Here is a 9,485-nt window from a genome sequence, read left to right as displayed (position 1 = left end):
CAAAGCAGCCCGGAAGGGCTGCTCGTGAAGCCTGGAAGCTCTCCCTTCGAGCGGACCGGTTTCGGGGCTACGGCCAGCATCGGCCACCCCAAGCCGATCATCCGGCCCCATCAGCAGGGGCATGTCACGACCTGAGGTGGCCATCCCGCTCGCGAAGGCCGTCAGCAACGGTACCTCGAGGTGTCCGAGTATCTGGGCTACGGACGTCTGCCACGAAGAAGCCCAGGCATCATAAGCCCATTAGCGCGCCTGCTTTGGCTACCAAAGCAGGCAGAGGCCGGCGTCAGTGGGGGAAAAAGGCGCTTACAAACCATCTTCCGCATGAGAGCCAAGGCTTTAATTTCAGATATCCTAATGTCCGTCTGAGGGGCAATCCCTCCCCCATATGCTCTAGCTCGTTGACACACAAAATGTCTAATTCGTATACGGATTAGAATGATTTAAATTCGTTGTGTTACGAACCACGCGGGTAGCAGGAGGAGCGAACAATGGCGTTGCCTCTTGCAGGCATCCAAGTGCTTTGCATCCTTCAATCCAGATCGGGCTATTCTGCTGCATGCAGCAGTGGAATGACAGGAGTACTGCTGCAAGGTGCTCTATGCCCTCGCGTACGATAATCGAGATGTACCTCATCCGGTCGATGAGGAATTCCGTGTGCGAAATCTGCCCCGAGGGTAACAACAGAAATGGAGGGAAACGCATATCATGACTGACGCGACGAACCGGCCGCGCATCGGATTTATCGGCATCGGCATCATGGGTGAAGCCATGGTGCGGCGGTTGTTGGATCTCGGCTTCCCTGTCAAAGTATGGAATCTGGAGCCAGAGCGGCTGCAGACGGTCCTGCCATATGGGGCCATCTCAGCTGAAAGCCCAGCCGAGGTCGCTGCCGCGAGCGATATCGTGATGCTTTGCGTTCTGCACATGCAGGCCGTGGAGCGCTGCATCCTCGGCGAGGATGGAGTTGCCGCAGCTGGACCCGGCCCTTCGCTCGTGATCGATTTCTCTACGGCCGATCCGGAAGGAACTCGCCAAGTAGCCGCGGCGTTGAAGGAAGCAACGGGTGCAGGTTGGATCGATGCCCCTGTTTCCGGCGGCCCTCAACTCGCGCGCACCGGTCAGATGACGGTGATGGCAGGCGGCAGCGAGGAAGACTTCGTGAAGGCGAAGTCCATCATTGAGAAGATGGCCGGCAACCTCACATTGATGGGTCCCGTGGGAGCAGGTCAGACAACCAAGATCCTCAACCAAGCCATCGTTGGAACAGGCTACGTCGTGATGGCGGAGGCGCTGATGCTGGCCGAGGCTGCAGGGATTGATGCCGCGCGCCTACCGCAATGCCTTGCGGGCGGCCATGCGGACTCAAGTCTGCTGCAAAGGCTGTATCCCCAGATGCAGCAGCGCGCCTTTGAGCCGCCCTCGTCTTACGCGCGGCAGCTCCTCAAGGATTTGAAGGCGGTATCCGCCTTCGCGCATGGGCTTGGGCTTGATCTCAAGGTCATCGAGCAAGGTGTGCAGAGGTACAAGGACTACGTCGCGCTCGGGCATGAGATGTCCGACTCTGCCGCGATCGTCAAGCTTTACGAACACGAGGCTGCAGCTCGCGGCAAGGCCTGATGGCACTCGCTCCTTACTGCCCTCGGGCCGTCATCAATGCCCATCATCATATCTGGGATCTCGCAAACGATCTGCCCTGGCTGAAGGAGGAGCGTATCCCCTTCCGCTACGGGGACTATTCCGCGATTTGCCGGGACTACACGCCGGCGGACTACCGAAAAGACACGGTTGGCTGGCCGGTGATCGCTTCGGTCTACGTAGAGGCCGAGTGGAACCGGGTTCTGGCCGCAGAGGAGCCCCACTGGGTCGCGCGGATCGCGGCCGAGCACAGCTTGCCATCCGCGGTAGTGGCCTGGTGCGTCTTCGCTTCCGGGGAAGCCGATGCGCTGCTTGCTTCCCATGCGGCGATCCCGATCGTTCGCGGGGTGCGTCACAAGCCGGCTGCGGCCGCATCGCCCGGCCAAGCGAGTCGAGGCCTGCCCGGCTCCATGGATGATCCCGCTTGGCGGCGAGGTTACGCGCTGATGGGTCGTCACGGTTTCTCGTACGACCTGCAGACACCGTGGTGGCATCTTGATGCCGCTGCAGAACTAGCGCACGACTTTCCGTGCACGCAGTTGATCATCAATCACGCGGGCCTGCCGGCAGCCCGTAGCGTGGAAGGACTTGCTGGTTGGCGCAAAGCCCTCGAAACTGCCGCCGCTCAGCCCAACATCGCGATCAAGATCTCTGGTATCGGCAGCTCTGGACAACCCTGGACGATCGAAGCCAATGGTGCGGTCATCCGCGACGTCATCTCAATATTCGGGGTCGATCGCTGTATGTTTGCCAGCAACTTCCCCGTTGAGTGCCTTGTTGGCAGCTTCAACACGATCTTTTCAGGCTTTCTGGCAGCGACCGCAGATCGGACCGCAGCGGAAAGGGACAGCCTGTTCCACGACAATGCGGCGCGCTTCTATCGCTTTTGGGAAGCAGTCTGAGTGCGAAGCAGAAGAAACAATACAGAAAGGAGGAACACGATGAACAAAAGACAGGCTATCAAGATACTCTCTGGAATCCTGGGTCTTTCAGTCAGTCTGGCCGCACCGGCAGCCGCTCAGACGACGATCCGCTATGCCCATGTCGGCTCAGAAGGGGACATCCAGCACTGGTATGCTGATGAATTCGCCAAGCGGGTCGAGAAGCGCGCGGAAGGCCGCATCAAGATCCAGGTATTTCCCAATTCGCAACTTGGCGGCGCATCGGAAACGGTCGATGGCGTCCGTTCTGGCGCTATTCCTCTTGCGCATCACGAGTTTGGCTCACTGACTCGGCTTCTGCCTGAGATTGGCGCCTTTGCTGCTCCCTTCATCTATCGCGACGGCACCCACGCCATGGCCGCGACCGATCCAAACAAGTCCGAGGTAATGAAGGAGATCTCGGACAAGCTGGTCAAGCAGGCCAATGTCCGCATCATCGGCCGCCTTTATCGCGGTGCGCGCCAGATGACGGCGAAGATGGCGGTCTACTCACCGTCCGACCTCAAGGACAAGCGCTTCCGCGGTGTGCCACTGCCGCTCTGGACAACCATGATCAAGGGAATGGGCGCCATTCCGACACCGGTGGAGGTGGCTGAGCTGCCAACTGCATTGATGACAGGCCTGGTGATCGGGCAGGAAAACCCGCTGACCATGATCAACGCCAACAAGCTCTACGAGGTGCAAACGCACGCGATGCTGACGGGTCATATGCAGAATGTGCTGCCCGTCTTTATCAATGAGCGCACCTGGCAGTCCATCCCTGAAAGGGATCGGGCTATCCTCGGGGAAGTCGCGGCGGAAGTTGGCGAGGAGACGCTGAGGCTTGGTCTTGACGCCGAGGTCAGGTTGATCGACGAGCTCAAGCAGAAGGGCATGACCTTCATCACCGAAAAGGATGGCCTCAAGGTCGACGAGTTCCGCAAGTCGGTAGCCGCACAGGTCAACACCGACTTCCCGAGCTGGAAGCCGCTGATGGAACGTATCGCCGCCATCCAGTGACGACAAGGAGCCGGGTCCAGCCCCGGCTCTTCTTCTCGCACACGAGCAAGAACCTACTGCCTGCGAGGCACCTGTGCACAATCAAGATGCCCTTGTTGAAGCGCCGCAAAGCGTCGCTGCTGTTGACAGCCGTCACTATGCAATTGACCGGGCGGTGGAACCGCTACGCTGGGTCTTCCGTTGGGGAAGCCTTGTGATGCTGGTGGCGATGGTCTCGTTGCCCTTCGTCCAAGTGGTCGCGCGCGAGGTCTTTGGCATGCCGATCATCGGCGTTGAGGAGCTTGCCCGCTTCATGCTGATCTGCTCCGTCTTCCTCGCTGTTCCCTACGTCGTCTCGGCGGGCGCAAGCATCAGGATGGAGGAAATCCTTGTGATGCTTCCTCCCAACATCATTCACGGGCTGAAGCTGGCCACGGCCCTTATCTGTACCGTGACCTTTGCAGCGATGGTGGCAGCAAGCCTGGTCGCAATCGGCACTAACCTCGACAACGCCACACCGACGCTGGGGATCCCGTATTGGATCTTTCTAGGCGCGGCCACGATCAGCTTTTCAATGACGACATTGGAGTGCGCGATCCAGTTCTTCAAGGTCGTTCTGCGCATGCCACTCTACGTTACTTTCCCGCAGGAGCAGGAGCCTGAAGAAGAGCTCGACCTTCCTGAAGAAATGCGTCCGCACTGAAGGCCCGGCATCATGGCAATCACCATCATACTCGCCTTCATGGCGCTCTTTATCCTGGGAACTCCAGTCGTGGTTGCGATTGCGGTTCCGGCATTGATTTATGTACTGGCATCCGGCTTTCCAATCGAGCTGCTAGCGCAGCGCATGACCTATGCGCTTGACTCCTTCCCGCTTGTCGCTGTCCCGGTCTTCATCTTTGTGGGAAGCCTGATGAACCAGGCCGGCATCACAAGCCACATCTACAAGTTCGCACACACGTTAGGTGGACGAGTTCCGGGCGGCCTCGCACAGGTGAATGTCATTGGCTCACTGGTATTCTCGGGCACTTCTGGCGCTGCACTCGCCGATATCGGTGGGCTCGGCCGTATCGAAATTCGGGCCATGACGCGGGCCGGCTTCAGCCGTGCCTATTCCGCCGCGATCACCGGTGCATCCGCCGTGGTGGGACCCATCTTCCCGCCCTCAATCCCCCTCATCATCTATGGCTCGGCGACAAGCGTCTCAATCGTGCAGCTGCTGATCGGGGGCGTCATGCCGGCGCTGCTATACACTGCGCTGTTGATGATCACCGTCGCTTGGCTCGCTCGCAGGCACAATCACCCCCGTTCCAAGCGCTGGCCGACTATCAAGGAGCTGTGGTCCACCTTCGTGCCGGCGCTCCCGGCGCTGATCACGCCGCTCCTGCTTGTCGGCGGCATGTTGCAGGGCCTGTTCACGCCAACCGAAGCGGCTTCGATCACAGTCGCGTACATTCTGCTCATCACCGTTGTCTTCTACGGCGGCATCACGTGGCAGCGAATGCGCTTCGCACTTTTCGACACGGTCAAGACGACCTCGGCGGTGCTGATTATCGTTTCAGTAGCAGCACTGTTCGGGTGGGTGATGGCGGTGGAGCAACTGCCGCAGATGTTTACTCGAAGCCTGCTCTCAGTCTCAACCGACCCGCTCATGTTGCTGCTCGTCGTCAATGTGCTGCTTCTGATCGTCGGCATGTTCCTCGACTCAACAACGGCGACATTGCTGGTCGCGCCACTGGTCTCGGCACCGCTCGTCTTGGCCGGGGTCGATCCGGTTCATCTCGGCATCATCTTCGTATTCAACCTGATGATTGGCCTGCTGACGCCACCACTGGGCTTGGCGCTTTTCCTGCTCTCTGACATTGCCAAGGTATCGATGTGGTCAGTATTGCGGGCTACCATACCCTTCTACCTTCCTCTCTTCTTCTCGCTTCTCATTATTACGGTTTGGCCTGAGCTTACACTCTGGCTGCCAAAACTGCTGCGTTGAGACCAGAGTTCAATACGTCAGATTGGAAGGTCAGGCCGTTCCCCAGCTCAGCTTGGCCTTCCCAAGGCAGGGTAGCATCCTGTCAGCACTGTCCTAGACAGGGCCGGCTTGTCTGACTTGGTTGATTACCCACCACTCGCAGGACGGATCGAGTGGACGGCGCAGGAAATTGGCGATGGAGGCCTAGCTTCAGCATCGGCTGCAGGCCCTCTCGGGGCAGGTCCTCCAGGCGGCCCTGCGCGCAAAGAAGCCAGTGACCGCCCGACCAATCGGGACAAGATGCTCCGCGCGGTCTCCGTTCTGGCGCTCAACCTGCTGGATGTATGACGGGTGCGTCCCGGCCTTTGCATCGGCATGTCGTTCCGAACGAACTGGTATATTAACAGCCACGAAGCGCAGAGAGCTGGCCTCAGCCACAAGTTCACCTGCGAGATCGCCTATCCGGAGTTCCTCCGCCGGGTTCTGGTCCAGGAGATCGCGGCAGGCTTCAATGATCGCCGGAGCGGCCGGGGCGAGACCACCCGCATCCGCGGCACTCCCCGGTTGCTGGCCGTGCTGGTGCCGGATGGCCTCCCGCAGTTCTGGGAGATTGCCCGCAAGGTGGCCCCTGACCGGATCGTGCTGCGGGACGAGACCAAGCAGGACATTCCGTTCGAGGAGACCGCCCTGACGCAGCAGGCACGCGCGCATCTGCGGACCATCAATGGCCTGTTCCAGCGGCACCTGATCGATCTCCGCCTGCCAGACAGCGGTTATGCCGACCTGCACCTGCACCGGAAGAGCGAGGAGAGCTTCTTCGACCTGAGCCGTTTTGTGCTGCACCGGACCTTCAACAATGCCTGCCTGATCCGGCCCAATGCCCGGCCTGAAGGCAGCCGCTTCTATGGCGCCTGGTGACAGGAACTGTCGGAGATGCTGCGGACCCACATCACCATTGATGGTGAGCCCAACGAGGAGATCGACTACTCGGCCTTCCAGCCTTCCCTGGCCGAAACTAGCAGCAAGATCCAGCCCTCACGCCGAAACCGGGCATCCTGTGCCTTCAGATCCGCTTCAAGCTTCTCGATCACGTTCATCTTGCCCCTCGCAGAGTTTGCCCTCGCGCCAGCTCCGACCCGGCAGCGCGGTGGTTGGAATTGCTGCCCGGCCGGCCAAAGGCAGATCCGGTGGTGATCCGTCAGGCGGCCTCGCCATGCAGGTCCAGGCGGTCCTCAATCTGGTCAAGGTTGACGCGCAGATGGTCGAGGCTTTGGCTCATGCTGGCGCAATGCTGTTCCAGCCGGACCATGCTCTCCCGCGTGTCGCCGAGCTCCTTCCTGGCGTTGCCCAGTATGCCGAAGATCTCCTCCAGCAGCTCGAGCATGGCCCATTCATCCTGTGTCATGGCCGCCTCCGCTATGCAGGCTGCAGCGCTGATCCTGGGTGCCGAAGCGAAAGTTCCGGGAGCCGAAGCCGGCATGCCGTGGTGCCGTAGCCAGGGTTTCGGCAAGGACCTGCTGCAGCACCAGCTCCCTCGATGCCTTTTGCAACCCTCTTGTTCTTGTTTTGTTTGTAATTCTGGCTTGGCCATATGGGGCTCCACCAGGGGAATTGCTGAGGTCACATGCTACGTCCGCGACATCTGCCCTGCAGATCCACGCCGCGCCACCCTGCTCGACACGCTCGACAGCCCTCTCGTCATTGGCTCGGCTGGCAGATCCGCACCCGCTGTGCTGATCCCTGCTGCCGGCCCAACCGCTTGATCCCGGTTTGCGACGTGGTGGAGGCGCATGACACCGTCACCGTCCGTGCCATGGCCCGCCAGATGCGCTGCTGCGTCTGCCGGAAGGCGGCGCAAAACTTCGCGCTGATCCGGACCAATACCGGTTCCGCAGCCATAGATCAGCCGTGGCTTGTGGGGCTTATCGACCAGCAGCGCCACGTAAGCGGCTTGCTTGGCGTCCGATGATGCGTCAAAGGCAATCCGGACAGGTGGCGTGAAGTTCGCGATACCCTACCCCCGTATAAGTGTGGTTGCGCTAACGGCTTCCTTGCCGGCCCCAGCATCAGAAGCGCTTCGCCACATTGCAGTTCATATGATCCAGCACGATGCTGATCCGCTGCAGTTCGATAGGATTCTGGGTGGTGAGCAACGTGCTGACTGCGCGATTACAGGCCTCTACTTCGCTGCTGCTAGGTGTGGTGCTGGCCACAATGCTGACCAGCATGACCAGACCGATCACGGAGCAATTGATAGCCACCCCTGAGTAAGCTCGCTGGGCGCGAGGAAGGTGTCCGACGAACAAGGCATGGCGGGAGTTCACGCCGGAGTTCAAGCAGGAGGCGGTCGCGCTGTTCCGCTCCAGCGGCCAGCCGCTGACGCAAGTCGCGGGCGAGTTGGGCATCCAGCCCTCCATGCCATTGCCGGGCGGCGTTTCGGTCCAGCGACCACCAACAGCCGCCATGCCCTCCCGCTCGCCCCGAACCTGCTGAACCGACAGTTCGCGGTCACCCGGCCCAACACGGTCTGGCTGGCCGGCATCACCTATCTGCCCACTGGCGAGGGCTGGCTCTACCTCGCCGCCGTGCTCGACCTGGCTACCCGCAAGGTGGCCGGCTGGTCGATGCGCGAGCACATGCGGGCGGAACTCACCTGCGCAGCCCCCACCATGGCCATCCAGCGGCAGCGACCGACACCGGGACTGCTGCAGCATTCGGACCGCGGCTCGCAGTACGCTGCCGACGATTATCGTCGGCTCCCGGGGACAAGTCAGATGCGGCAATCCATGAGCCGCCGCGGCGGCTGCCTGGACAACGCGCCCATGGAAAGCTTCTTCCACACCCTCAAGGTCGAACTCGTCCAGCAGCGCCAATGGGCCACCCGGGATGAGGCCAGACGCGACGTGTTCGCCTGCATCGAAAGCTACTACAACCGGCAGCGCATCCACTCCGCCTTGAAATACCAGACGCCAGAGCAGATAGAGCACAATGCCGCCTAATCCCTGTCCATCAAATCAGGGGAAGATCATCCAGCACCGCCCACTGCGCATCTGTCAGCACCATCCAACTCGCCCCTCCGCTGTCTCTCCAGCAGATAGGTCAAAGGTCAGGAGCGAGCAGGACCTTATCAGCCGCGGATAAAGGTGAGCAGATCGGCGTTGATAATGTCCGGATGCGTCGCGGCCATGCCATGCGACAGCCCCTCATAGGCCTTGAGCGTTCCGTGCCGCAACAGTGCCACCGCCTTCGGGCCATGGTTGGCGAAGGGCACGATCTGGTCATCGGTGCCGTGCATCACCAGGACCGGCACCGTGATCGCCTTCAGGTCCTCGGTGAAGTCCGTCGCGGAGAAGGCGGCGATGCAGTCGTACTGTGCTTTCGCCCCGCCCATCAGCCCTTGGCGGGACCAGTTGTCGATCAGTCCCTGGCTCACCTGGGCATCCGCGCGGTTGAAGCCATAGAAGGGTCCAGAGGCGATCTGGCGGTAGAATTCCGCCCGGTTGGCCACCAACGAGGCGCGGAAGCCTTCGAATAGGTCGGGCGGCAGGCCGTCTGGGTTGCTTTCCGAGTGCATCATCATCGGCGGCACCGCGCCCACCAGCACGGCCTTGGCGACGCGGCCCGGCTCCGCCCGGGCGACATAGCGGGCGACCTCGCCGCCGCCGGTCGAGTGGCCGACATGGACGGCATTCCGCAGGTCCAGCGCCTTGGCCAGCTCGGCCACGTCGGCGGCATAGGTGTTCATCTCGTTGCCGTTGTCGGTCTGGCTGGAGCGGCCATGGCCGCGGCGGTCATGGGCGATAACGCGATAGCCCTGCGCCAGGAAGAACAGCATCTGGTTGTCCCAGTCATCGGCCGACAGCGGCCAGCCGTGGTGGAAGACCACCGGCTGCGCGTCCTTGCTGCCCCAGTCCTTATAGAAGATCTCGGTGCGGTCCTGCATGGTGATCGTGGCCATTGCC

10 protein-coding genes and 2 pseudogenes are annotated in these 9,485 nt (G+C 61.0%); 9 read left to right on the top strand and 3 right to left on the bottom strand.

Annotated elements, in window-relative coordinates:
- Positions 1-693: 693 nt before the first annotated feature.
- The 8 genes and pseudogenes from F0Q34_RS22560 to F0Q34_RS19570 all read left to right on the top strand — a co-directional run.
- Positions 694-1,200 (top strand): annotated as a pseudogene (locus tag F0Q34_RS22560) (NAD(P)-dependent oxidoreductase); the annotation flags it as partial.
- A complete protein-coding gene (locus F0Q34_RS22555) occupies positions 1,186-1,617 on the top strand; it encodes an NAD-binding protein (RefSeq protein ID WP_306419404.1) in 432 nt (143 codons plus the stop codon). The pseudogene F0Q34_RS22560 and the gene F0Q34_RS22555, both read left to right, overlap by 15 nt.
- Positions 1,617-2,537, top strand: coding sequence for an amidohydrolase family protein (locus F0Q34_RS19595; protein WP_149814014.1), 921 nt, complete (start codon positions 1,617-1,619; stop codon positions 2,535-2,537). The genes F0Q34_RS22555 and F0Q34_RS19595 overlap by 1 nt, the downstream gene beginning before the upstream one ends.
- Before the next feature lie 39 nt (positions 2,538-2,576).
- Positions 2,577-3,575 carry a TRAP transporter substrate-binding protein gene (locus F0Q34_RS19590; protein WP_149814012.1) on the top strand — a complete coding sequence of 333 codons (999 nt, stop codon included), beginning with the start codon at positions 2,577-2,579 and terminating at the stop codon, positions 3,573-3,575.
- Positions 3,576-3,771: 196 nt separating this feature from the next.
- Complete coding sequence (locus tag F0Q34_RS19585) at positions 3,772-4,257, top strand: TRAP transporter small permease (RefSeq protein WP_149814011.1); 486 nt, start codon at positions 3,772-3,774, stop codon at positions 4,255-4,257.
- Between the two features lie 12 nt (positions 4,258-4,269).
- Positions 4,270-5,544: a TRAP transporter large permease gene (locus F0Q34_RS19580; protein WP_149814009.1), complete on the top strand. Its 1,275-nt coding sequence runs from the start codon at positions 4,270-4,272 to the stop codon at positions 5,542-5,544.
- A gap of 354 nt (positions 5,545-5,898) precedes the next feature.
- Entirely contained in the window at positions 5,899-6,441 is a 543-nt protein-coding gene (locus F0Q34_RS19575; protein WP_149814008.1) for a hypothetical protein, read from the top strand.
- A gap of 15 nt (positions 6,442-6,456) precedes the next feature.
- Positions 6,457-6,717, top strand: coding sequence for a hypothetical protein (locus tag F0Q34_RS19570; RefSeq protein WP_149814006.1), 261 nt, complete (start codon positions 6,457-6,459; stop codon positions 6,715-6,717).
- A 4-nt stretch (positions 6,718-6,721) separates the two neighbouring features.
- Here F0Q34_RS19570 and F0Q34_RS19565 read toward each other — a convergent pair whose 3' ends face one another.
- Together F0Q34_RS19565 and F0Q34_RS21910 are read right to left on the bottom strand one after the other, a co-directional pair.
- A complete protein-coding gene (locus tag F0Q34_RS19565) occupies positions 6,722-6,928 on the bottom strand; it encodes a hypothetical protein (RefSeq protein WP_149814005.1) in 207 nt (68 codons plus the stop codon).
- 661 nt (positions 6,929-7,589) lie between these two features.
- Positions 7,590-7,766 carry a hypothetical protein gene (locus tag F0Q34_RS21910; RefSeq protein ID WP_161600961.1) on the bottom strand — a complete coding sequence of 59 codons (177 nt, stop codon included), beginning with the start codon at positions 7,764-7,766 and terminating at the stop codon, positions 7,590-7,592.
- 63 nt (positions 7,767-7,829) lie between these two features.
- On the opposite strand from F0Q34_RS21910, the pseudogene F0Q34_RS19560 reads away from it, so the two are divergent.
- A pseudogene (locus tag F0Q34_RS19560) lies at positions 7,830-8,522 on the top strand (IS3 family transposase); the annotation flags it as partial.
- A 128-nt stretch (positions 8,523-8,650) separates the two neighbouring features.
- Here the strand turns inward: F0Q34_RS19560 and F0Q34_RS19555 are convergent.
- Positions 8,651-9,481: an alpha/beta fold hydrolase gene (locus F0Q34_RS19555; RefSeq protein ID WP_149814004.1), complete on the bottom strand. Its 831-nt coding sequence runs from the start codon at positions 9,479-9,481 to the stop codon at positions 8,651-8,653.
- Between the last annotated feature and the right edge of the window lie 4 nt (positions 9,482-9,485).

The organism is Teichococcus oryzae, from assembly GCF_008386565.1.
In the GTDB taxonomy this organism is placed as follows: Bacteria; Pseudomonadota; Alphaproteobacteria; order Acetobacterales; family Acetobacteraceae; genus Pseudoroseomonas; species Pseudoroseomonas oryzae.
This window is presented reverse-complemented; position numbering and strand designations above follow the sequence as displayed.

What these genes read in the sequence shown, in the direction of transcription:
- F0Q34_RS19565 (WP_149814005.1), bottom strand. Translation starts at nt 6,928, where the DNA reads ATGACACAGGATGAATGGGCCATGCTCGAGCTGCTGGAGGAGATCTTC.
- F0Q34_RS19585 (WP_149814011.1), top strand. Translation starts at nt 3,772, where the DNA reads ATGCTGGTGGCGATGGTCTCGTTGCCCTTCGTCCAAGTGGTCGCGCGC.
- F0Q34_RS19590 (WP_149814012.1), top strand. Translation starts at nt 2,577, where the DNA reads ATGAACAAAAGACAGGCTATCAAGATACTCTCTGGAATCCTGGGTCTT.
- F0Q34_RS19570 (WP_149814006.1), top strand. Translation starts at nt 6,457, where the DNA reads ATGCTGCGGACCCACATCACCATTGATGGTGAGCCCAACGAGGAGATC.
- F0Q34_RS19580 (WP_149814009.1), top strand. Translation starts at nt 4,270, where the DNA reads ATGGCAATCACCATCATACTCGCCTTCATGGCGCTCTTTATCCTGGGA.
- F0Q34_RS19575 (WP_149814008.1), top strand. Translation starts at nt 5,899, where the DNA reads ATGTCGTTCCGAACGAACTGGTATATTAACAGCCACGAAGCGCAGAGA.
- F0Q34_RS19595 (WP_149814014.1), top strand. Translation starts at nt 1,617, where the DNA reads ATGGCACTCGCTCCTTACTGCCCTCGGGCCGTCATCAATGCCCATCAT.
- F0Q34_RS22555 (WP_306419404.1), top strand. Translation starts at nt 1,186, where the DNA reads ATGGCCGGCAACCTCACATTGATGGGTCCCGTGGGAGCAGGTCAGACA.
- F0Q34_RS19555 (WP_149814004.1), bottom strand. Translation starts at nt 9,481, where the DNA reads ATGGCCACGATCACCATGCAGGACCGCACCGAGATCTTCTATAAGGAC.